The following is a 20,138-nucleotide window of genomic DNA, read 5'->3' on the forward strand; positions in this document are numbered from 1 at the left end:
GGCAATTCTCCTTAAAATTACTTGCGACTCTTTGCCAGCCATCTATCTAACTGATCGGCAAAAGCTTTGCGGTCCGCCTGGCTAAGGGCCGGTGGTCCGCCGGTATGCACACCGCTGGAGCGCAGGGTATCCATAAAGTCCCGCATATTCAGGCGCGCGCGGATATTGGCTTTGGTATAGCGCTCCCCACGGGGATTAAGGGCTTCAGCACCCTTGTCGATCACCTCTGCTGCCAGGGGGATATCGCTGGTAATAATCAGGTCCCCCGCCTCGCAGCGCTGCACTATCTCGTTATCCGCCACATCAAAACCCGCTGTCACTTGCACGGAGCGAATATAGCGCGACGGCGGCACCCGCACCGCTTGGTTAGCAACCAGTGTCAATTCTGTGGCTGTGCGCTCAGCGGCGCGAAACAGGATTTCCTTGATGGCGACTGGGCAGGCGTCGGCATCGACCCAGAGTTTTGTCATGGCTATACAACCTTTTCGAGAGTATCGGGCGGTGCACCCTCATCGCATTTCTTGCAATTGAGCTGGAATCCCAGCATGGACTCGCGCCCTTGTTCAGTGATCACCCAGGGCCGGTTGGTCCAGGGAGGATTGTGGCGTACATGTTGGAAGTGGCCACAGGCGAGCTCCGCCACCCAGTGATTCTCTTCATCCAGGTGGTAGCCGGCGATGGGTTGTTGCATGGGGTTACACAAGCAGGGAATAAGGCGCAGTTATAGCCAATCCCAATGGCAAAGTATACGTGTGGCCGGTGGTTCGCACTGGTACTGGGATGATTCGAGCCAAGACTGCTAGAATCTCCCGCTTTTCCGCGACGCGAAGATGCAGCCCCATCTATGACCCAGCTCAACCCCCGCCAATCCGAAGCCGTGAAGTATGTCGATGGCCCTTGCCTGGTACTGGCCGGTGCCGGCTCCGGCAAGACCAGCGTAATCACCCGCAAGATCGCCTACCTGATCGAGCAGTGTGGCTACGCCGCGCGCAATATCGCCGCCCTCACCTTCACCAACAAGGCGGCACGGGAGATGAAAGAGCGGGTCAGCAAACTGCTGGCAGGCCCGGATGGCAAGCGTTCCAAGGCGAGTCACGGTCTCACCGTATCCACCTTTCATAACCTTGGGCTGAATATCCTGCGCAAAGAATACCGCGCCGCCGGCTTTAAGCCCGGCTTCTCCATCTTCGATGCGGAAGACGCCCGCGCCCTGATCAAGGAGCTGATGCTCAGGGATGGCGACCTGGATACAGACCTGTTGGATCGGGTACAAAACCAGATCTCCAATTGGAAGAACGATATGCTCACCCCGCGCCGTGCCTTGGAGCAGGCACAGAGCCCCGGTGAGCAGGCCATCGCTATCGCCTACGATCGCTACTGCGAAGCCCTCAAGGCCTACAATGCCGTCGACTTCGACGACCTGATCCTGCTGCCGGTACAGTTGTTCGACAAAGACCCGGAGTTACTGCAACGCTGGCGCAAGAAGATTCGCTACCTGCTGGTGGACGAATATCAGGACACCAACAACTCCCAGTACCTGCTGGTGAAGCTGCTGGTGGGCGGGCGCGGCGGCCTCACAGTGGTGGGAGACGATGACCAGTCTATCTACGCCTGGCGCGGCGCGCGCCCGGAGAATATGAGTGCGCTGAAGACCGACTTCCCCAACCTTCGCCTGATCAAACTGGAGCAGAACTACCGCTCCACCAGCCGCATCCTCAAAGTGGCCAACCACCTGATTGCCCACAATCCTCACGAATTCGACAAAGCATTGTGGTCCGATCGCGGCCTGGGTGAGGAGATCCGCGTGCTCAAGGTGGCTAATGAAACTGAAGAAGCAGAACGAGTCGCCAACGAGGTTTTCCTGCAAAAGAGCCGTCGCGGCTGCAAATTTATGGATTTTGCCGTGCTCTATCGCGGCAACCACCAGGCGCGCCTCCTTGAGATGAAGCTACAGGAGCACCAGGTTCCCTACCAGATGTCCGGCGGTACTTCCTTCTTCGCCCGCGCTGAAATCAAGGACGTGATGGCCTACCTGCGCCTGTTGGTGAATCCGGATGATGACAACGCATTCCTGCGCATTATCAATACCCCGCGTCGCCAAATAGGTACCAGCAGCCTGGAAGCCCTGGGCAACTACGCCAAGGGCCGCGAGATCTCCATGTTCAAAGCCTGCTCGGAGCTGGGCTTTAAGGAGCATATCAACGAGCAGGGCTACGAGCGCCTGAATCGCTTCGCCCTGTGGCTCGAAGGGGTACAGCGCAACTGTCGCGATACCACTGCCAATGGCGCCCTGCGCGAGATGCTGGAAGATATCGACTACGCCGGTTGGCTCTCGCAAAACGCCAGCAGCGAGAAGGTGGCCGAGAAGCGCATGGAAAATGTGTATTGGCTGCTGGAGAGCCTCAACAAGATTATGGAGGGCACCGACGATGAGCTGGAGCAGGATATTCGCCTGGAACAGGCCATCTCCAAACTGATCCTGCGGGATATGCTGGAGCGCCAGGAAGAAGAGGAAGCCACCGATAAGGTCAGCCTGATGACCCTGCACGCCGCCAAGGGCCTGGAATTCCCCCACGTGTTTATGATCGGTATGGAAGAGAACTTACTTCCCCACCGCAACAGTATTGAAGACGACAACATCGAAGAGGAGCGCCGCCTCACCTACGTGGGTATCACTCGCGCCCAGCGCACCCTCACCATGACCCTGGCGGGCAAGCGCAAACAGTTCGGCGAAACTCAGGACACCACACCCAGCCGCTTTATCGATGAGCTACCGGAAGAGGATGTGTTGCTGGAAGGATTTGGTAAGGCGACGCCGGAGCAGAATCAGGCGAAGGGAGAGGAAACTCTGGGGTCTTTGTTGAGTATGTTTGATTAGTTCAAAACTATTGTACCTACGACACAAGTACCCAATATCCCAGGGCCGCCCTTCAGCGGCCTTTTCCTTTCTACAACTTAACGACCCGCAAAGGTGTCACGAAGCTGCTCAAAGGAATCTCAGGTATCTTATCGGCTTTTTAGTGCCTCTAGCGTTTTACGATACTTAACCAGTACCTTCTCGGTTGCCCTTTTAACTTCGGCTGGAGTCGCAACCTTCACAATACGTCCTAATACTTCCTTATCTTAGACCTGAACAGTTCCAGTCTTAGTTTTTTCTGTGTAAACCTGATTCATTTAAAGCCCGCCTAGTGTTTCTCAATATTCTTGTAACCCTACGATCCCAAAAATTTTTACAGTAAACAACGGTAAATCCATGGTGCCCTATTAATTCAGCCTAGGAACACTCACTGACGGCGAATCAGCAGCACCTAGATAGTGAGAATGAATATCAATAATTATCCACAAATAAAAAAGGCCACTCAATGAGCGGCCTTTTTTCAATAGGAAACAGCTTACTTACTATTATCCACCATGTAATTCACAGCAGCCTTGATCTCGTCATCGCTACAATCCATACACAGGCCTTTGGCCGGCATGGCATTAATACCGTTAATGGCATTGTTATAGAGAGTATCCATGCCCTTAGCGATACGCGGTGCCCAAGCTGCGGCATCACCGAATTTAGGCGCACCTGCAACGCCCATTGCATGGCAGGTCTGGCAGCTTGCGTTGTAGATATCCTGGCCACTGCGAGCAGCACCGCCGCTAGCACCTTCAGGTGCCGCCGCTACTGCCGCCGCACACTCTTCACCTTTCATGCAGGTTTCACCTGCCGGAGCAATTCGCTCTGCGATTTCTTCATCGACAGACTGCTGGGCCACTGCTGTAGCCACACTGACGGCCAGTGCCGCCACAATTCCCAAAATACGCTTCATCATATTCCCCCAAAAGGACCGAAGTGAGTTGGCCCACAAACGTTCAAAATATCGTCGCAAACTCCTACGCGGCGCATTATAAGCACTGCATCGCCACCTGCCAAAGACTATATAACCCAATAGAATGTCCTTTAACCCTACCCCCAGCTTCTGTATAATCCGCCTCCCATTGGCACAGATAGCCAATTAAACCGCCCGTAGCTCAGCTGGATAGAGCGTCGCCCTCCGGAGGCGAAGGTCAGAGGTTCGAATCCTCTCGGGCGGGCCGTATATAAAAAAGCCCGCTTATGCGGGCTTTTTTATATATGGCTAACTCCCAGGGTTTTGTTCGAACTCAGGTTCGACTCGGAGGCAGCAAAGCTGCCGCAGAGCAGCGAGCCCAACGGGCGAAGCTAATCCTCCCGCACATCACTCGCATAAGCAGGCTTCCTTATATATGGCTAACTCCCAGGTTTCGCTCGAACTCAGGTTCGACTCGGAGGCAGCAAAGCTGCCGTAGAGCAGCGAGCCCAACGGGCGAAGCTAATCCTCCCGCACACCACCCGCATAAGCGGGCTTCCTTATATATGGCTAACTCCCAGAGTTTTGTTCGAACTCAGGTTCGACTCGGAGGCAGCAAAGCTGCCGCAGAGCAGCGAGCCCAACGGGCGAAGCTAATCCTCACACACTACCCGCATAAGAGGGCTTCCTTGTATATGGCTAACTCCCAGATTTCGCTCGAACTCAGGTTGGACTCGGAAGCAGTAAAGCTGCCGCACAATACCAAGCCCAAAGGGCGAAGCTAACTTTCCTGTCAGAATTATTCACTTCAATTTTAAACTCACAATAAATCAAAAGACTTTATAGCGGCCATAAGTGAAACCATTCTTGTCTCATATTTGATTTATGTGATTCAAATAGGTAGATACATTAAGCTATTACGAAAAATTTTATGCCAAGCACTAGATAATACAATTAAGTTACTAATTAGATGCTTTAGAAGACCACACCCAAAATGTAATCTAATGTACTCTCTTGATCGCTTCCTGCAAGGATGCTTTCTTGCTTAAATAGTATAAATATCTTAGCACTTTGGATAATTTAATCTAAAAATGAAAAACCTTACATGATTTGTCAAGGAGGTTACGTAATGGAAATAATATCTGTATGGCTTATTGAGCACAAAGCATCGCTTGATGAGTTTTCTCCAATGAATGAAGATGGCTCTGAATTCATGGTTGGAACAGGATTTGTTCCAGCCAGCAGCCAAGAAGACGCTATGTCTTTATTTGAGCAATACCTTGATAAGCAGGGTATGAAAATATTGGAGCTGAAAAGCTGCAAGCAATACGACCCTGCTGATTTTTCCGAATCTAGTAAAGATGACAAACGTGTAATGCTTGCGGCATCCAGCTCAATGGAAGATGAGCAGATCCGCTATATAGGCATTTCTTCTGAAGCAATGGACTGCGATGAGGTAGGGAGGCATGAACAATAATCCTAGAGGTGCTATGACCTTCGCCGAAGGTATGTATGACTACAAAGTTGATGTAGATGTTATTTTTAACAATGGCAGAGACAAAAAAGATTTTGTCTTAAGGACCAGCTTATGCTCATACTCTGACTGGAAAGCAAACTATTGTAAGGGTGCATCACCTTTTAAACTTTTTGTAAAAGGTGCAGAGAGAAAAGCAGCTATCGTTGATCGTGAACTATGGGTATTTGAAATTGATGCAACTAATGTTGCTGATATTATCGTAGCAGTAACCATAGCATCCGAATACTTCAGAGTCAGTCCTGCAGATATCATTGGCAATATTTATGTAAAAAACTTAAATGCCGAGTTTGAGCGGGATATGCAACCCCAAGCTTTGGTCAATGCAAATAAAGGTCTATATCAAAATACTTGCAGTGCAATAATTGCAGCTGCCAGAAGCCTTGGGTATGCGGGGCCTCTAAATTTTTGGGTGTTTAGCAATAGCAAAAACCCAAAAATACGCCAACAAGCCCTACATGATGCTTTAGTTGCGGGTGGAGCATCCAACGTATCTACAGACCCAATATCACATAAATATTGGGTAGGTAGTAATGACGGCTTCGCCCAAAGAGAAATAAAGACTAATCTACATTTGGCCAAGCTAAATATTTGAGCAACTCAACCTTTTGCAAATAAGAAGATGTAAATAATTTTATTGGAAGCTTCCAGTAATGCTGGAAGCCCCTACGCCAACGGCACCCCCAAAGGCTCAATCACCACCTGCTCCCCAGCCTCTACACTGCCACTCTCTCGCGCTAAAACGATAAAGCAGTTAGCAGCAGCCAGACCGGAAAGAATATGGCTCCCCTGGGTACCAACCGGTTCTACTACCAACAACCCATTTTCATCACTGCCATAAACACCCCGCTGGAAATCGGTTCGGCCGGGCTTTTTCTTCAGGGGTTTTAACAGTTTCGCCTGTAAGGTCTGCGGGCCAGTCCACTGATCGCCTTTCATCACACTCAAGGCGGGCACGGCCAGCTGGTAGAAAGTTACCAGGGCGGAAACCGGGTTGCCGGGTAGGCCGAAGAACGGGGTTCCCTGTAGGAAACCAAAGGCAAAAGGTTTGCCGGGCTTCATCGCCACTTTCCAGAAGCCGATCTCTCCCAGTTCCTCCAACACTTCACGGGTGTAATCCGCTTCGCCAACGGAGACTCCACCAGAGGTAATAATGGCATCGGCCTCTTCGGAAGCGCGCTGCAAGGCATCCGTAATGGCCTGTTTGTTATCGGGCAATATACCCAAGTCCAAAACATCCAGGTCCAGCTGTTCCAGGGCGGATAACAGGGCGATGCGGTTGCTATCGTAAATATCGCCCTTACCCAGGGCTTCACCGGGCTGACGCAATTCATCGCCGGTGGAGAAAAGTGCGACTACCGGTTTGCGCACGACTTTCACTGTGCCCACTCCGGCAGCGGCGAGCAGGGCAATATGAGGAACGCTAATGCGCTCTCCGGCCTTAAGGAGGCTATCTCCTTCGGCTACGTCTTCACCGCAGCGGCGGATATGGTCGCCAGTGCGAACTTCGCAATTTATTCGTATCGACTCCCCTTGGGCATCGACATTTTCCTGCATCACTACCGTATCTGCACCGGCCGGTACTGCGGCTCCCGTCATAATGCGTACGCAAGTGCCGGGGTTTACCACACCGTCAAAAGGTGCTCCGGCGAATGATTTGCCGATCAGCTCCAGCGGCAAGCCACTGGCCAGGTCTTCGAAGCGCAGGGCGTAACCGTCCATTGCGGAGTTGTCGCAGGGCGGTAGGTTTACTGTGGAGATAACATCCTTAGCCAATACCCGACCGGCGGCTTGTGCCAGGGGCAAAGTCTCAGTGCCACTGATTGAGCTCAGTGCCTCAAGAAGTTTTTCGCGGGCGCTTTCGATGGGCATCAGGCCCGGTTGGCTACAGCAGTCGATAGTGGGCATGGACAATATCTCTTACTTCATTCCTTTGTAGTTGGGAAAAATCAGTGGCTGCGGTTTTGCGATTCCGGTCGCTTTTGATTAACCATCCACACAGCGGCTTCCACCCGGGAGCGCATGCCCAACTTTTTCAATAAGTGTTTAACGTGAACCTTTACAGTGGCATCACTGATATCCAATTCACGGGCGATTAACTTGTTACTGAGGCCATCGGCAATCAATTGCAAGATCTGGTACTCACGACTTGTGAGCGTCGACAGGGTATCCGCACCGGAATTGTCCGGCTTGCGCAGGGCGGAGGCGAGGATCTCGGTCAGGCGCTGGCTGATAGCGAGCTTGCCGTGTGTGGCCTGGATAACCTGATCGAGAATATCTTCCGGCTCCATATCCTTGAGCAGGTAGCCATCGGCACCGGCGCGAATACAGGAAACCACGTCCGCGTTGTTATCGGACACTGTCAGTATCACGATGCGTGAAGCTACATCGGCCGCGCGCATTGCCCTCAGGGTATCCAGCCCATCCATACCGCGCATATTCAGGTCCAACAGAATAAGGTCCGGCTCATGCTGTTTGGCCAGCTCCAACGCTTCCTCTCCGCTACTGGCCTCGGCTACTAACTCCAAGCTGGGCTCCATAGCAAACAATTGCTTGAGACCTTTACGAAACAGAGGATGGTCATCAACCATCATTACCGTGGCAGAAGAAGTCATGGGGTGTCCTGCTTCATTGCTGTAAGTTGTACTAATTCTGAACAGTGACTTTAACACAGGGCTCAGTGCCTGCGCTTACCCCCAAAGGGGTAGCTATTACGCGCGGGGGCAAAAGGGTTACTTACTGTTGGTAATTGAGCAGGGATACACCCCGGCCCATAGTGGCTGGACGAATCATTTCGAGGAGGAGTGGCCGCCGTGTCTGACATCTACGAGTGGGCCCCAGAGGACAGCAAATTCTGGCAGTCCAAGGGCAAAAAAATCGCAAACCGGAATTTGTGGATATCCATTCCCAGTTTGCTGTGCGGCTTCGCCGTATGGCTCTACTGGGGCATTATTACCGTTCAAATGCTCAACCTTGGCTTCCCCATTGCCAAAGCCGATCTGTTTACCCTGATGGCAATTGCCGGCCTCACCGGCGCTACCCTTCGAATACCCAGTAGTTTCTTTATTCGATTGTTCGGTGGGCGCAACACTATTGTATTCACCACGGCCCTGTTGATGATTCCCGCCCTCGGCACCGGTATCGCACTGCAAAGCAAGGACACCCCACTGTGGGTATTCCAGTTGCTGGCACTGCTGTCTGGTATTGGCGGTGGTAACTTCGCCTCTTCCATGTCCAATATCAGCTTCTTTTTCCCCAAGGAAAAGCAAGGCTTGGCACTTGGCCTGAATGCGGGCTTGGGTAACTTCGGTGTTACCACCATGCAGATCCTGGTACCGCTGTTTATGACCTTCGGTGCTTTCGGCGCTGCTGGCGGCGATCCCATGACCCTGGTGAGCAGCTCTGGCTCTCTGATTGGTAAAGTACCAGCCGGTTCTGAAGCGTGGATTCAAAATGCCGGTTTTGTATGGCTGCTGTTCCTGGTTCCACTGGCCTTTGTCGGCTGGTTCGGTATGAACAACCTGCGCACCGACGAAGTAACCCCGGATGTGGGCAGCTCTATCGGCGCGATGTTGAAGATGACCATGATGTTGGGAATCGGCCTCTTCACCGCAATCACAGGTCTGTGGCTGTTGCTTCCCGAAGCGGCCAACGGTTCAGGCTGGGGGGTGCCCAAGGAAATCGTTCTGGTACTGGTAATCGCCGCTACCGTGTTCGGCTTGAAGCTTCTGCCCGGTGAGATTAAAACCAGCTTGCAGCGTCAGTACCGTATCTTCAACAACAAGCACACCTGGGTGATGAGTGTCATTTACACCATGACCTTTGGCAGCTTTATCGGTTTCGCAGCGGCCTTCCCCCTGGCTATCAAGGTCATCTTCGGATACAGCCACGTAATGGTGGACGGGGTTATGACTCACGATACCATCAACAACAATGGCCCCAGCGCCCTGATGTACGCCTGGATGGGTCCATTTATCGGCGCTCTGATTCGCCCGGTAGGTGGTTGGATCTCCGACCGCATCGGCGGAGCCCTGGTTACCCAAATCTGTGCTGCAATCATGGTGGGTAGTGCCCTGGGTGTGGCTTACTACATGAAGGCCGCCTACGGCTCAGCCACTCCGGAAGAGTTCTTCCTGCCCTTCTTCCTCCTGTTCCTGGTGCTGTTCGCCGCTACCGGTATCGGCAATGGCTCTACCTTCCGCACCATCGCCATGGTGTTCCCGAAAGAGCAGGCAGGCCCGGTATTGGGATGGACCTCAGCAGTTGCCGCCTACGGTGCCTTCTATATTCCCAAGGTCTTCGGCGAGCAGATCAAAGCCACCACTCCGGAATACGCTCTGGCAGGCATTGCCATCTTCTACGCGGTTTGCCTGGTAGTTAACTACTGGTTCTACCTGCGCAAAAACGGTGAATTCTACAATCCATAATTTGGTCTCACGGGCGGGGAACCGCTGTTGCGGGGAGGTTTAACCTCCCCTTTTTTATTTCACCTGAACCAATATCGGCGTTATATCCGAACCTTCAAGCAGGCTGGAAATCAGCTGCCTATCAGTATCCCTGCGATAGTAGATCGTCACTTCATCCAAGTCTTCAACGGTCGGCATCGTCGGGCATAGATGCCTGGCAATAGCCATACACATCTGCTCATAAAAATCTAAATCGTGCAGCTTATCCAGATAGATATGGCCCCCTGCGATATCCTCAGCACTAACCGTATGGTTGTAACCTACGGGAGCCTGAAGATAGTAGGCCTGCACAGTAATAGATCCATCTGCATTTTCAGTGACTTCGTATTGGACAGGTCTGCCGCAGATACTCTGTTGGTACCCAATAAGATCCTCCGCAACTGAGGCAAGACTGTCATCCGTCTCAATGGTGCTCTCAATTTCACTGTAGACCTGATGGATAGCTTCAAGGCAGCTCAAGCAAGACTTAACACCCGCTTCTTGCAGCTCTGGCAGCAGTTCTGTCGCCATATCTTCAAGTAATTGCACCAGCTTTTCTGCCGAGATGGCGTCGCGAAAATAGTAAGAGCCTTCTCTCTCAATCGCCAACTGGAAGATTTTTAGCTTGCGCTCCGGGCAATAGAAATCGAGGTGGTAGAGAGGCTGTTCTGAATCGGATGTTTGGTTATTCAGCTCTACCTTGCCCAAATACGGAATAAAGAAGGTAAAGGACCAATACTCCGGGCAGTGTATAAATCGCCGGCAATGCTCTTTGATATAACCGGGTAAATGTTGAAGATCAAAAAAATAGGCCAGATGGTAGTTACCACCCTGGTATTCCACTATGGAGTCGTAGTTATAGAACGGGTGCTCGCCGTGGAAATCTATCTTAACTTTCTGCCCACTGGCTGCGCGGCAAGCCAGATGAAAGTACAAGGCATCGTCTTTGTAAGTAGAGTGGATAACGATAGCGTCGCCCTTTCGGCGAAGCTGATAGCGGAAAGCATCGACCCGGTAGGGCTCACAATCCTCAGGTAGCTCGACAATTTCCAGCCCACCCGATTCCAGGCGGCTTACTCGATAGTTGTGCCCGCCTTCTTCTATGCAGCGAGTAAGTACCGGGTGTAGATCCTCAATGGTCACAGCTTTCGCTAAAGGTAAGCCCTCGACCTGTGCTTTTTCCCGGTAAAACTTATCGCTCTCGTTAAAGAGGGAAATTCCCAACAGAACGCCCATAGGAGCACCACTAAGTTAGCTAGTATTCAAACTTAGCAAAAAAATTGCTGGGGTTTTAGGGATTGAAGAGATGCACTTTCAGAAATTACCCTGAAACTACTTACAAACCGGCAAGACTACCGGCCTTAAACTGGGCAAAGTAGGTAGTGCCTTCACGCAGTTCTAGGCGCTCGCAGGAGAGACGGGAAATATCTGCGTAGAACACCTGATCAGCAGCAGCTAACTGCAGGCGAATGCGGCCATCGGTAAGGTTCTGCTTAGCAACTAAAGTTACCGGCAGGCAATTGAGGATACTGGAAAGTCCCGGCTTCTCCACACTAAGGCTGATATCTCCAGCTTCCAGCAGAAAAGCTGCGGTATCGCCTTTTCGATAATGGCCTGTCACCCTATCTGCAAAGATGGAAATCCCACCTAAATCCAAAGTGAGCAAACCATCGCTTAGGGCTTCCACTCGCGCTTCAATCCGGCTGCGACAGCTATCCCCTACGCCGTGGCTATCCAGGCGCTGGGCAATTTCAGGTAAAGGAAGTGGTGCGGACAAATTGGCAGAATCCATCCACAAACAGCGCTGGGCCAGAAGCTGGATTTCATCAAAGTCGTGACTGGTCCAGATTACCAGTGCCGGATATCGGACCCAGAAATCCCGTAGGGTCGGCAATAGGCGCCGCAGTACTTGGGCGCGGTCAACCGCTGAAAGCGGCTCATCAAATAATTGCAGCGGCGCGTTGTTAAAAAGCTGACGTAATACAGCCACACGCTGGGCTTCTCCACCAGAGAGTAACTCCACCGGCTGATATAGCAGCGGTTCAATACCAAAAGCCTTTAGCTGCCGACCACACTCTTCCTCGGACAATGGCCTGCGGCTGTAACGGCGGGCTAGTGCCAGGTTATCTGCCACCGACTGGCCGGCAAACAGGCGGCTATCCTGAAAGCCTAAAGAAAGTGTTCTTTTGTGGGTAACCAGGGCGCGGCGTCCGCGCTGCCAAACCGTATTGGCAAAAGTGATATTGCCACGGCAGTGACGCTGGCCCGCCAAAGCAGCCAGTAATGTGCTCTTGCCACTGCCGGAGGGACCGGTAAGGCCAAAAATTCCAGAGGCTGGCAGCTCTAATTGCCAGGGAGTCGCAGCGTTAAGCGGAGTCACCAGCCCTGTAACACTCAGTCCGGTAGAATCAGAAGTGGTAGACGCAGTACCGAATAGGGGCAAGGTGATTTCCATTAGCCCAGTACCCCCATTACCGGTTTAGCCTGCTCGTTGTTCGATCCGCGCGGGGCCAAACTATGTCCCAGCCAACGGGCAGCGAGGAGCAGTACCGTAGTAATTCCCATCAACATCAAAGCCAGCCGGTGCGCCGCACCGTATTCCATCGCCTCCACATGTTGATAAAGAGCAATAGAAACCACCTGGGTCTCACCGGGAATAGAGCCACCAATCATCAGCACTACCCCGAACTCACCCAGGGTATGGGCAAACGTTAAAGCGCAGGCACTCACAATAGCGGCGCGACTCGCCGGCAAAAGAACTTTTAATAGTGCCGCCCAGGGCGGTATACCCAGCACTGCGGCAGCCTGGGTCAAGCGCTGGCCATTGGCATTAAACGCGGCCAACAGCGGCTGCACCATAAACGGCAGGGAATAAATTACTGACGCAAATACCAGGCCGGTAAAGGAAAACACCAAAGGGCCATCAAAAAGTTGTGACAGCCACTGCCCGGGGGCATAGTTAGGGGAAAATAAAAGCAGTAAATAAAAACCCAAAACCGTGGGTGGCAGTACCAGCGGCAGGGTAATTAATACCTCGATACCGTGGCGCCAGCGGCTCTGCCATTGGCTCAATTTCCAGGCCAGGGGCACGCCGATAATAAACAGGAGCAAGGTAGTTAAGCCGGCCAATTTTAAAGTTAGCCACAGGGCCTGCCAGTCGGCAGCGGCGATACTCATGAGCCACTCCTTCCATCTCTACTTCGATATTGAGTCGGTAAAACACCGTAACCCAAGTGGTATAACTGCGCCTGCACTTCCCCTGAACGTAAATAGTTAGCGAGGGATTGTGCCTTTTTAGGTCGGCGACTCTGGGTGGGAATCAGCAGCTGCTGTTCAATGGGTTTATACAAATGCTGCGGCAACAGCCAATAGTTATCGCGGCCGGCTGCTTGCATCTGGCTGGCGGCGACAAAGCCCAGCCGGGCATTGCCGGAATCCAGCATTAAATAGGCTTGGCCTGCATTGTGGGCCCGGGCCAATTGAGTTTGTTTTTTCTTCCACAAATCAAGGCTTTGCAGCGCTTGCCGTGCGGCACTGCCGAATGGCGCTACTTTCGGATCGGCTAATACAATTTTATCGGGCCAGGTTTGCAGTAACTGCTCGATATTCGATTCCGATTTTGGGTGCCAGAGAGCCAGTAAACCCAGGGCGTAAGTCTGACGACTGTTGCCCAGTGCCCCGCCCTGCTTTTCCAACAGTTCAGGTCGCTCGCGATCGGCAGACAGGAATAAATCAAAGGGCGCGCGGTGCGCTATTTGTTGGTAGAGCACCCCGGAGCTGCCGCTACTGATTTGCACCACACAGGCATGGCGACGCTCAAATTCCGGCAGTACCTCTTCCAGTGCCGGGCGGAAGCTGGCCGCTACCGCCACCCGCAAGGTGCAGTTATCCGCATTAACCGGCAGCGCGATGGCCACCAGTAAAGCGGATAGCAACAGGCTCAGCCGGCGGACCACTTTTCCATCTCCGCAACATCACTGGCCCGGGCTTCGACCCAGCGCTCTGAAGGTTTACCGGACTCATCCGCTACCGCTTCGCGCTTCCAGAAAGGCGCCTCAGTTTTGAGGCGATCCATGATGTATTGGCTGACGGCAAAGGCGGCCTGACGGTGGGGGCTGGTAACGCCGACAAAAACAATCTCATCGTTGATCTGCATGGGGCCAACCCGGTGGACAATAGTCACACGCCCCAGGGACCAGCGATCGCGGGCATCATTAATAATCCGTTGCAGGCTTTTTTCGGTCATGCCCGGATAGTGTTCCAGGGCCAGGCCGCAGACATCACTACCGGCATTGAAGTCCCGCACCGAACCCACAAACAGGGCGCAGGCACCATCACCACTGTTGCCTTGCAGCGCAGTATATTCAGCCGCTACGTCGAGGGGCGTTTCACAGACTTCAATACGATCAACGGCTTTCATATTGGCACCACTAACCGCCGGTAACCGGCGGGAAAAATGCAACTTCATCCCCAGCCTTCACCTGGGCTCCGGTTTCTGCCAGCTCCTGGTTCAGGGCCATACGAATATCATCCCTTTGCAGGTGCGGGCTCCAATCCGGGTGCTGTTCACATAGGGTTTTGCGCAACTCGCTGATACTGCCGGAAAAGTCCTTCAGGGTAGTCTCGCCCATGCCCAATTGCTGGCGCAGACGCGCGAAAAACAGAACCTTTACCATCGCTTTACACCTCTGAAATTTTTACGCCTTATCTGCGGCATCGCCGCGCCAGTGGCCGCGCTTACCGCCGGTTTTTTGCAGCAGGCGGGTCGGGCCGATTTCCATCGCCGGGTCCACGGCTTTGCACATATCGTAAATGGTCAGCGCCGCTACCGAAGCTGCGGTTAACGCTTCCATCTCAACGCCAGTGCGCCCGGCCAAGCGGCAGAAAGCGGTGATATGCACACTGTGTTTTTCCGGCTGTAATTCGAAATCCACCGCTACTTTGGTCAGCGCCAGTGGATGGCACAGGGGAATTAAATCCGAGGTTTTCTTCGCGGCCTGGATGCCGGCGATACGAGCTACAGAAAGCACGTCACCTTTTTTATGCGCCCCTTGGCTCAGCAGTGCAAAAGCCTCTGCACTCATACTGATACTGCTCTCGGCCAGGGCGCTGCGGTCAGTGATGTCCTTCTCGGTAACATCCACCATGCTGGCTTCGCCGCGCTGGTTTAAATGGGTTAATTGGCTCACAAATTACCCCCGGCTCTCGCAGGGCGCGCTGGCAAAGCGCACATGGGGGATAAAGTTACAGGGCTTGTGGCGGGCATCCAGCTGCTCCAGCAATATGCCTTCCCAAGCCGTGCGGCAGGCTCCGGTGGAACCGGGCATACAACATATCAGCGTGCGATTAGCCAGGCCGGCGAGCGCGCGGGACTGAACGGTGGAGCTGCCGATATCCCCCAGGGAAATATGGCGGAACAGCTCGCCGAAGCCGTCGACGGTTTTGTCGAACAGCGGACTCAGAGCTTCCGGCGTGGAGTCGCGATCGGTAAAACCAGTACCACCGGTCACCAATACCACCTGCACTTTGGGATCGGCAATCCAGGCGGAGACCACCGCGCGCATCTGGTAAACATCGTCCGGGGTAATGCGCTTATCTGCGAGCTGATGGCCGGCAGTTTTGAGGGCTTCCACCAGATACTGGCCAGAGGTATCAGTCTGCTCGTTGCGGGTATCGGATACGGTAAGTACCGCGATATTGAGCGGTACAAATTCTTTGCTAGCGTGTGCGGACATAATCAGTGGTCTCTCAAAAAACTGTTTTCTGGAGTTTTATCCGGCGTACTCAAACCGAGATAATCTGCCGGCGTATTGATATTGCGATGCCAATCGCCAGCACTTTTTATGGGTATGGATTTGGCCCCCAGGTGACGCAGCAGCGCGCCGACAGAATTGCGCGCACTGCCTTCGACGGCACGGCGCAAATAATCCAGGCAGTCGCCATTTAAAGGCAGCCACAGGGGAAAAAAGAAGTTTTCAAAATAACAGGGCCGGCCACTTGCCTGCCCCTCGGCCAATAACTCTGCGAGGTGCTCCCGCCCGAGCAGGGGCATATCGACCGGAATCACCAGGGCCGCATCAGCACCGGTTGTCAGGGCCACCGAATAAAGGCCGCCCAGTGGACCCCGCTCTGGCACCAGGTCTTCAATCGCTCCGGGGCGAGCGCCGCTGGTGACGACTTTTTCCAGCGGAAGCTCACTCAACAATGCCTCTGCATGCTGCAAAAAATTGCCCTGTTGGGGGTGGGCCAGCAGGGCCTTATCGCGGCCCATCCGGCTGGAGCGGCCGCCGGCCAGCACCACGCCGATTGTCGATTTACTAACAAGAGCCCTGGCCATAACCCTAGCCCCCCAGCATCGCCAGGTTGCGGGTAGCGCCGGTAAAACCTTCATGCAGCTGATGGCCTGCGGTCTTATCGACTATCAACTCGCGGATATGAGTTGCCAGTGCCTCGCTATCGCCATCGGCGATGATTTCGCGCATATCAAAGCCCTGGTCGGCAAACAGGCACAGGTGCAGCTTGCCCTGGGCCGATACCCGCAGGCGATTGCAGCTTGCACAGAAGTCCTTGCCGTAAGGGGTAATCAGGCCGATACGACCGGCGTAATCCGGGTGGAAATACTCCCGCGCCGGACCGGCATCGCGGGTGCGGATCACCTGCTCCCAGCCTTCCCGCAGCAGCAGGGTTTCTATATCGCCGCCGGAGACATGGTTGCTGGCGAAGAACTCGCGGTTATCGCCGGTGCGCATCAATTCAATAAAACGCAGGGTCACCGGAGTCTCGCGAACCCAAGCGAGAAAGTTATCCAGCTCGGCCAGGTTGTACTGGCGCATCAGCACTGCGTTGACCTTGGTATCGATACCCAAGGCCAGGGCGCGATCCAGCCCTGCTAAGGCTTTATCCAGGCGATTGTGGCCGGTGATATGGTGGAATTGAGCTGGGTCGAGGCTGTCGATACTGACATTCACCTGATCCAAGCCCGCGCGGTGCCAGTCGTCAATCTGACTGGGCAGGCGGTAACCGTTGGTGGTGATGGCTAAGCGGCGAATCTTATCGCTAGCGCGCACGGCTTCGAGCAGCGGCACCAGGTCTTTGCGCAGGGAGGGCTCTCCGCCAGTAAGGCGTACCTTTTCCGTACCCAGGGAAGCGAAAGCGCGCACCAATGTGCCCACCTCGGCCACCGAGAGAGGATTTTCCCCTTCCAGGGAACGTCCGCAACCGATGCCCTCGGGCAGGCAGTAGTTGCAGCGGTAATTGCAGATGTCCGTCACGGACAGGCGCAGGTAATAAAACCTACGGCCAAAATTGTCTTGTAACATTAAACGCCTTTCCAATTTCGGGAGGCCGCGCAGTTTCCCGCTAGACCCTGGTGGCCGGTACGGCCACGGTCCCGGCACCTTGCAACGTCAATAAAAAATGGCGCTGTTTAGGTAGCGGGACTCGGTGTTTAAACTGATGTCAGTGTATCAAGCTGGTTAATTTATGCTTGGGGCAAAGGTGGTACTCCCTTGGCGCTCGAATTGATGTCCCTTTAGGGACATCAAAATGTGGAGCTTCAGTCGATTATAATTTATAGATCAGAAAATCAGGTTCAAGGTGCGGGGAAAACCCCGGCCGAAGCCGGGGGCCTCGCTAAGGAGTTCTTTCAGCCGCTTAGAAATTAGCTGTTACCATGATCCAAAGCTTGTCGGTGTCAGCATACGCTGTGGAGTCATCATCAGCATCGAAAGCGGCGTACTTAACCAGAGCGGAAATATCCTCGGTGATTTTGCGCCCATAGCTCAGGTTCCACTCATCTCCGTAACTTTCAGAACCCTCGGCCGCTTCAAAATTGTGATAGGTCAAACCCAGCTTGCCGCCGGCCACTTTCATGGAACCGCCAACATACAGATCTTCAACACCATCAGCGGGGGTTCCCAGGAATTTATCAGTGAAACCCTGGAATTTATGCAAGGTTGCCAGCGGGGTTTTAAAACCAACGTCATTGTCGGAACCCAAAACTTCATAACCGAGTTTTGCCGCAACTGGACCCAGATCAGCCCCAAGCTCTGCCAGGTAATAATTGGCACTATAGTCATACTGGTTATCACCAATATCTGACTGGTGCGCATAACTCAGGTTGGCTTTTACCGGACCGAATTTACCTTTGTAATCTACCCCATAAGTGCGGCTGGCATTATCGGTGAGATCTTCCAGATCCAGGTTGTAAACAAAAGCGCTGATTTTATGGTTTTCAGCTACTGGATAAATCGCGTGTAGCAGCTGGATGTCGCCGCCCATATCGGAACCAGCACTGTCTTCACCGAAAATACGGTTAACGTTGTAGACGTAGCTATAATCCAGCTGGAAACTATCGGCACTGCCATACTGATAACGCACACCATCGTAGGTCTGCTCGTTTTGTCTCCAGCCAACACCGCCGACAAATCTTTGCCCATCCAGGTTAATGCGCTGGCGGCCGGCGGTAATTATGGAATTCTCACCGCTGTAGCGAATGTAGGCCTGGTTAATTTCAGTTCCTTCCGGATCAGCCACCACCGGATATCCATCTTCACCATTAACAGTGGAGTTGTAGCTGTCATTGCCAACCGCAGTTACATCATCCATTTCCAGGAAGCTGGTAAAGCCACGGTAGCTGCCACTGCGCCAGTTGAGACGGGTTCTTAAAGTGGATGCAACTGCTTCATCATCGATACCATCCTGATCAACAGTCTCTACGCGGTAACGCAGATTCAATCCGACTTCACCGGATTTCAACGCATCCACCAGAGTGGCATTTTCACTTTCCTGCGCAGCGGCCTGCAATGCGACAGTGCTGCATGCCCCCAACAGTAAGGCACCGAGAATTTTTGGGAATTTGGAAACGGTCATGACGCTTTTCCTTTGCAACAACGGAGTGAACAGTGACAAATTACAATTTTTCAGACTCGACTGAAACCATAGATTTTTTCCTGCCTAATTAATCTTTACTCCCTAGCCTTTACTCAGGCGTAATCCCTTATTGGTAGTGGGCACTACCTATCCGGCAAAGCCTCGGTTTCGCTGGTTTCCTCAAGCAGGAAATTATTTTGCTGTGCGTACTGTAAACGCTGCATATAATTTTCTCTTTGAATCGCCAAATACATAACCAACATACAAATAGCGAGCACACCGTAGAGCAGCATAAAGGCCGCACTGTGGATACCTACTAAGTCCTGAGCGATACCAAAAAGAACAGGCAGGGTAAAACCACCGAGGGCACCAATAGTGGCTACGGTACCGCCAACACTCCCCATATGCGCGGGGAAATTATCGTGCAGCGCTTTGTAAACAGACGCGCGGCCAAATCCCTGGGCGATACCGATAACCAGTAGCAGTAAAGTGAACAGCTCAATACCCACTTCAATATTTAAATGCACATCCCGTTCCACCCCGTGAATTGTCATGCTGGTGGGCGGATAACTGAGGAAGAAAAGACAGACCAGGCAGGTCCAGAAAACACTCCAATTGACGGTGCGCGCACCGTAGCGATCGGCAAACCAACCCCCTAAAGCGCGCAGTGAACTGGAAAGGGCCACAAACAGCAGGGTGAGTGCCATTGCTACCGGTGTACTGACTTGGTATACCGACAGATAGTAATTCGGCAACCACAATAAAAGCGCGAGAAAACTGCCAAAAACAAAGTAATAGTAGAGCCCATAACGCCAAACCCGGATTTGCGTTAGCGGCTTTAAATGACTGCGCAGATCCGGTTTTCCCCGGCTGCGCATATAGCGGGTTTCCTCTGGTGCAAAAAATTCGAATAAAACCATCATCAGGATAATCCCGGCTCCATAAGCCGGCCCTATCCACTCGCGGCCAAACCAATTTTGAATGGCTGGAGCCAATGCCAAGGTAATTGCAGCTCCTGCATTTCCTGCACCAAAAATGCCCATCGCAGTACCCTGCCGCCCTCTTTCGAACCACGGGCTGATATAGCGAATCCCCAAAACAAAAGACACCCCGGAAATACCCAGCCACAACCCCGCCAGCAAATGGGCCCCGTAGCTATCGATAAAGGGCAACAAAAAGAGCACCGGCAACAACAACAGCATCTGCAATAAAATCAGCTTTTTCGCAGAAAAATATTCCACCAGTAATCCCACCGGAAAACGCAACAGCGCCCCACTCAAAATCGGCGCAGCCAGTAGAACCCCGTATTCAGTTGCAGACAGATCCAGTTGCCCGCGAATCTCTACCCCCAATACCGCGTAGAGCGTCCAAACAGAAAAGTTAGCGGCGAACATGGCCGAGGCAAATATCAGCGCGCGCCCGGCGAGTTGCTGTGTATATTGCACGGCAGGCATCTCCAAAATATTGGCTGTC

General features: G+C 53.0%; 21 protein-coding genes, 1 tRNA gene and 1 riboswitch. Of the genes, 5 read left to right on the forward strand and 17 right to left on the reverse strand.

What is annotated here, in order from left to right; genetic code table 11:
• Nucleotides 1-17 precede the first annotated feature (17 nt).
• Together ACJJIW_RS05280 and ACJJIW_RS05285 are read right to left on the reverse strand one after the other, a co-directional pair.
• Nucleotides 18-470 carry a YaiI/YqxD family protein gene (locus tag ACJJIW_RS05280; RefSeq protein ID WP_152450565.1) on the reverse strand — a complete coding sequence of 151 codons (453 nt, stop codon included), beginning with the start codon at nucleotides 468-470 and terminating at the stop codon, nucleotides 18-20.
• Between the two features lie 2 nt (nucleotides 471-472).
• On the reverse strand, nucleotides 473-691 hold the full coding sequence (locus tag ACJJIW_RS05285) for a DUF3565 domain-containing protein (RefSeq protein ID WP_252084134.1): 219 nt from the start codon (nucleotides 689-691) through the stop codon (nucleotides 473-475).
• A 153-nt stretch (nucleotides 692-844) separates the two neighbouring features.
• Between ACJJIW_RS05285 and rep the strand changes: the two genes are divergently transcribed.
• Complete coding sequence (gene rep, locus ACJJIW_RS05290; protein WP_444936842.1) at nucleotides 845-2,878, forward strand: DNA helicase Rep; 2,034 nt, start codon at nucleotides 845-847, stop codon at nucleotides 2,876-2,878.
• A 514-nt stretch (nucleotides 2,879-3,392) separates the two neighbouring features.
• Here rep and ACJJIW_RS05295 read toward each other — a convergent pair.
• Nucleotides 3,393-3,815 carry a c-type cytochrome gene (locus tag ACJJIW_RS05295; RefSeq protein WP_282934606.1) on the reverse strand — a complete coding sequence of 141 codons (423 nt, stop codon included), beginning with the start codon at nucleotides 3,813-3,815 and terminating at the stop codon, nucleotides 3,393-3,395.
• Between the two features lie 191 nt (nucleotides 3,816-4,006).
• Here ACJJIW_RS05295 and ACJJIW_RS05300 point away from each other — a divergent pair.
• The 3 genes from ACJJIW_RS05300 (at nucleotide 4,007) to ACJJIW_RS05310 (ending at nucleotide 5,944) form a co-directional block, all read left to right on the forward strand.
• A tRNA-Arg gene (locus ACJJIW_RS05300) sits at nucleotides 4,007-4,080 on the forward strand.
• A gap of 864 nt (nucleotides 4,081-4,944) precedes the next feature.
• The gene (locus tag ACJJIW_RS05305) at nucleotides 4,945-5,292 is read left to right on the forward strand and encodes a hypothetical protein (RefSeq protein ID WP_444936843.1); all 348 of its coding nucleotides are present in this window, start codon (nucleotides 4,945-4,947) and stop codon (nucleotides 5,290-5,292) included.
• Nucleotides 5,282-5,944, forward strand: coding sequence for a hypothetical protein (locus tag ACJJIW_RS05310; RefSeq protein WP_444936844.1), 663 nt, complete (start codon nucleotides 5,282-5,284; stop codon nucleotides 5,942-5,944). The genes ACJJIW_RS05305 and ACJJIW_RS05310 overlap by 11 nt, the downstream gene beginning before the upstream one ends.
• 71 nt (nucleotides 5,945-6,015) lie before the next feature.
• Here ACJJIW_RS05310 and moeA read toward each other — a convergent pair whose 3' ends face one another.
• Entirely contained in the window at nucleotides 6,016-7,257 is a 1,242-nt protein-coding gene (gene moeA / locus ACJJIW_RS05315) for a molybdopterin molybdotransferase MoeA (RefSeq protein ID WP_282930376.1), read from the reverse strand.
• 41 nt (nucleotides 7,258-7,298) lie between these two features.
• Nucleotides 7,299-7,964 (reverse strand): two-component system response regulator NarL, encoded by a 666-nt coding sequence (narL, locus tag ACJJIW_RS05320; RefSeq protein WP_108731363.1) that lies wholly within the window; start codon nucleotides 7,962-7,964, stop codon nucleotides 7,299-7,301.
• A 198-nt stretch (nucleotides 7,965-8,162) separates the two neighbouring features.
• Here narL and ACJJIW_RS05325 point away from each other — a divergent pair, with 198 nt between their 5' ends.
• Nucleotides 8,163-9,776 carry an MFS transporter gene (locus ACJJIW_RS05325; protein ID WP_282930377.1) on the forward strand — a complete coding sequence of 538 codons (1,614 nt, stop codon included), beginning with the start codon at nucleotides 8,163-8,165 and terminating at the stop codon, nucleotides 9,774-9,776.
• Between the two features lie 54 nt (nucleotides 9,777-9,830).
• Here ACJJIW_RS05325 and ACJJIW_RS05330 read toward each other — a convergent pair whose 3' ends face one another.
• From ACJJIW_RS05330 to ACJJIW_RS05385, 12 genes are all read right to left on the reverse strand, one after another.
• A complete protein-coding gene (locus ACJJIW_RS05330) occupies nucleotides 9,831-11,030 on the reverse strand; it encodes a hypothetical protein (protein WP_444936845.1) in 1,200 nt (399 codons plus the stop codon).
• 100 nt (nucleotides 11,031-11,130) lie between these two features.
• Nucleotides 11,131-12,249, reverse strand: coding sequence for an ATP-binding cassette domain-containing protein (locus ACJJIW_RS05335; RefSeq protein ID WP_444936846.1), 1,119 nt, complete (start codon nucleotides 12,247-12,249; stop codon nucleotides 11,131-11,133).
• On the reverse strand, nucleotides 12,249-12,971 hold the full coding sequence (gene modB, locus ACJJIW_RS05340; RefSeq protein WP_282930380.1) for a molybdate ABC transporter permease subunit: 723 nt from the start codon (nucleotides 12,969-12,971) through the stop codon (nucleotides 12,249-12,251). Before modB ends, ACJJIW_RS05335 begins: the two co-directional genes overlap by 1 nt.
• On the reverse strand, nucleotides 12,968-13,750 hold the full coding sequence (gene modA, locus ACJJIW_RS05345; RefSeq protein WP_444936847.1) for a molybdate ABC transporter substrate-binding protein: 783 nt from the start codon (nucleotides 13,748-13,750) through the stop codon (nucleotides 12,968-12,970). The genes modB and modA overlap by 4 nt, the downstream gene beginning before the upstream one ends.
• On the reverse strand, nucleotides 13,735-14,262 hold the full coding sequence (moaE, locus tag ACJJIW_RS05350) for a molybdopterin synthase catalytic subunit MoaE (protein WP_444936848.1): 528 nt from the start codon (nucleotides 14,260-14,262) through the stop codon (nucleotides 13,735-13,737). Before moaE ends, modA begins: the two co-directional genes overlap by 16 nt.
• Nucleotides 14,225-14,470 (reverse strand): molybdopterin converting factor subunit 1, encoded by a 246-nt coding sequence (moaD, locus tag ACJJIW_RS05355; RefSeq protein WP_282930382.1) that lies wholly within the window; start codon nucleotides 14,468-14,470, stop codon nucleotides 14,225-14,227. The genes moaE and moaD overlap by 38 nt, the downstream gene beginning before the upstream one ends.
• Before the next feature lie 21 nt (nucleotides 14,471-14,491).
• Nucleotides 14,492-14,983, reverse strand: a complete 492-nt coding sequence (moaC, locus tag ACJJIW_RS05360; protein WP_282930383.1) for a cyclic pyranopterin monophosphate synthase MoaC — start codon at nucleotides 14,981-14,983, stop codon at nucleotides 14,492-14,494.
• Nucleotides 14,984-14,986: 3 nt separating this feature from the next.
• Complete coding sequence (gene moaB / locus ACJJIW_RS05365; RefSeq protein WP_108731355.1) at nucleotides 14,987-15,529, reverse strand: molybdenum cofactor biosynthesis protein B; 543 nt, start codon at nucleotides 15,527-15,529, stop codon at nucleotides 14,987-14,989.
• Nucleotides 15,530-15,531: 2 nt separating this feature from the next.
• A complete protein-coding gene (mobA, locus tag ACJJIW_RS05370) occupies nucleotides 15,532-16,131 on the reverse strand; it encodes a molybdenum cofactor guanylyltransferase (RefSeq protein WP_444936849.1) in 600 nt (199 codons plus the stop codon).
• Nucleotides 16,132-16,135: 4 nt separating this feature from the next.
• Nucleotides 16,136-17,113 (reverse strand): GTP 3',8-cyclase MoaA, encoded by a 978-nt coding sequence (gene moaA / locus ACJJIW_RS05375; RefSeq protein WP_282930385.1) that lies wholly within the window; start codon nucleotides 17,111-17,113, stop codon nucleotides 16,136-16,138.
• Nucleotides 17,102-17,252, reverse strand: a riboswitch (molybdenum cofactor riboswitch). Its footprint overlaps the gene before it by 12 nt.
• A gap of 195 nt (nucleotides 17,253-17,447) precedes the next feature.
• Nucleotides 17,448-18,665: an alginate export family protein gene (locus ACJJIW_RS05380; RefSeq protein WP_282930386.1), complete on the reverse strand. Its 1,218-nt coding sequence runs from the start codon at nucleotides 18,663-18,665 to the stop codon at nucleotides 17,448-17,450.
• Nucleotides 18,666-18,808: 143 nt separating this feature from the next.
• A complete protein-coding gene (locus tag ACJJIW_RS05385; protein WP_444936850.1) occupies nucleotides 18,809-20,110 on the reverse strand; it encodes an MFS transporter in 1,302 nt (433 codons plus the stop codon).
• Nucleotides 20,111-20,138 lie beyond the last annotated feature (28 nt).

This window comes from Microbulbifer maximicatervae (SeqCode) (assembly GCF_052467815.1).

Coding starts and splice junctions, on each gene's coding strand:
- ACJJIW_RS05280 (WP_152450565.1), bottom strand. CDS start 470: ATGACAAAACTCTGGGTCGATGCCGACGCCTGCCCAGTCGCCATCAAG.
- ACJJIW_RS05285 (WP_252084134.1), bottom strand. CDS start 691: ATGCAACAACCCATCGCCGGCTACCACCTGGATGAAGAGAATCACTGG.
- rep (WP_444936842.1), top strand. CDS start 845: ATGACCCAGCTCAACCCCCGCCAATCCGAAGCCGTGAAGTATGTCGAT.
- ACJJIW_RS05295 (WP_282934606.1), bottom strand. CDS start 3,815: ATGAAGCGTATTTTGGGAATTGTGGCGGCACTGGCCGTCAGTGTGGCT.
- ACJJIW_RS05305 (WP_444936843.1), top strand. CDS start 4,945: ATGGAAATAATATCTGTATGGCTTATTGAGCACAAAGCATCGCTTGAT.
- ACJJIW_RS05310 (WP_444936844.1), top strand. CDS start 5,282: ATGAACAATAATCCTAGAGGTGCTATGACCTTCGCCGAAGGTATGTAT.
- moeA (WP_282930376.1), bottom strand. CDS start 7,257: ATGCCCACTATCGACTGCTGTAGCCAACCGGGCCTGATGCCCATCGAA.
- narL (WP_108731363.1), bottom strand. CDS start 7,964: ATGACTTCTTCTGCCACGGTAATGATGGTTGATGACCATCCTCTGTTT.
- ACJJIW_RS05330 (WP_444936845.1), bottom strand. CDS start 11,030: ATGGGCGTTCTGTTGGGAATTTCCCTCTTTAACGAGAGCGATAAGTTT.
- ACJJIW_RS05335 (WP_444936846.1), bottom strand. CDS start 12,249: ATGGAAATCACCTTGCCCCTATTCGGTACTGCGTCTACCACTTCTGAT.
- modB (WP_282930380.1), bottom strand. CDS start 12,971: ATGAGTATCGCCGCTGCCGACTGGCAGGCCCTGTGGCTAACTTTAAAA.
- moaE (WP_444936848.1), bottom strand. CDS start 14,262: ATGAAGTTGCATTTTTCCCGCCGGTTACCGGCGGTTAGTGGTGCCAAT.
- moaD (WP_282930382.1), bottom strand. CDS start 14,470: ATGGTAAAGGTTCTGTTTTTCGCGCGTCTGCGCCAGCAATTGGGCATG.
- moaB (WP_108731355.1), bottom strand. CDS start 15,529: ATGTCCGCACACGCTAGCAAAGAATTTGTACCGCTCAATATCGCGGTA.
- mobA (WP_444936849.1), bottom strand. CDS start 16,131: ATGGCCAGGGCTCTTGTTAGTAAATCGACAATCGGCGTGGTGCTGGCC.
- moaA (WP_282930385.1), bottom strand. CDS start 17,113: ATGTTACAAGACAATTTTGGCCGTAGGTTTTATTACCTGCGCCTGTCC.
- ACJJIW_RS05380 (WP_282930386.1), bottom strand. CDS start 18,665: ATGACCGTTTCCAAATTCCCAAAAATTCTCGGTGCCTTACTGTTGGGG.